The sequence below is a fragment of the Aminobacter sp. P4_D5 genome (assembly GCF_056401815.1).
The window spans coordinates 1-801 of sequence record NZ_JBFUIP010000577.1 but is presented as its reverse complement, the minus strand read 5'-3'; the positions used below and the strand labels follow the sequence as shown (position 1 = coordinate 801).

Here is an 801-nt window from a genome sequence, read left to right as displayed (position 1 = left end):
GGCGAAGCCCATCCCAGAAGCCGGCCGGGGCGCCGGCGAATTTGTCCGGGCTTTCCCAATGCGCCTCGCGCACGATCCGGAAATTCGCGAAGCCCGCCACCAGCCGCGGCTCCGCGCGCCAGAGCGCGCGCATCTCGGCCAGGAAGTCCGGCCGCCAGAGGTCGTCGCTGTCGCAGAAGGCGACGAGCTCGCCCGTCGCGGCGGCCAGCCCGCGGTTGCGCGCGGCGAGATCGCCGGAATTGGCGATGCGGCGCAGGGTGACCCGGTCGCCGAACATCCCCTCCAGGATTTCCGGGGTGCCGTCGGTCGAGCCGTCGTCCACGACGATGACCTGATCGGCCGGCGAGCTCTGGCCCAGCACCGCCTCCAGCGTTTCCGGCAGCAGGTGCGCGCGGTTGTAGGTGGGGATGACGACGCTGACGGTGAGGTGCATCAGCGTGGACGGCGGAAGGCCATGTCGAGCGTGCCCGAGGCTGGCAGGTCGCGGTTCCGGCGCAGCGGCGTGGCGGCCGCGCGTGGCGGGTCGATGTAGAAGCGGCCCTCATAGGGGTTGTCGATCTCGAAGGCCTCGAAGCCCGCCGCCGCGAAGATCGCGAGAAGGTCCTCGAGCGAGGCGCCGAAGAGCGCCAGGGCCTCCGGATTCACCTCCACGAGGATCTCGGCGTCGCGGCGCAGTTCCGGCAGCACGTCGCGCATGCCCTGAAGGACCAGCCACTCCGCGCCCTCGACGTCGATCTTGATGAGGCGCGCCGCGCGCAGCGCCTCGATGGGCACGATGTCGGCCAGCGGGCGGCCCTCGAC

At 71.5% G+C, this 801-nt stretch carries 2 protein-coding genes; both read right to left on the bottom strand.

Annotated features, from left to right (window positions below):
• On the bottom strand, nt 1-433 hold a 433-nt coding region (locus tag AC1DWF_RS33600; RefSeq protein WP_476842825.1), incomplete at its 3' end, for a glycosyltransferase family 2 protein.
• Nucleotides 433-801, bottom strand: a 369-nt coding sequence (locus AC1DWF_RS33595; RefSeq protein ID WP_476842824.1) for an FkbM family methyltransferase, incomplete at its 5' end; no start/stop codon positions are given. The genes AC1DWF_RS33595 and AC1DWF_RS33600, both read right to left, overlap by 1 nt.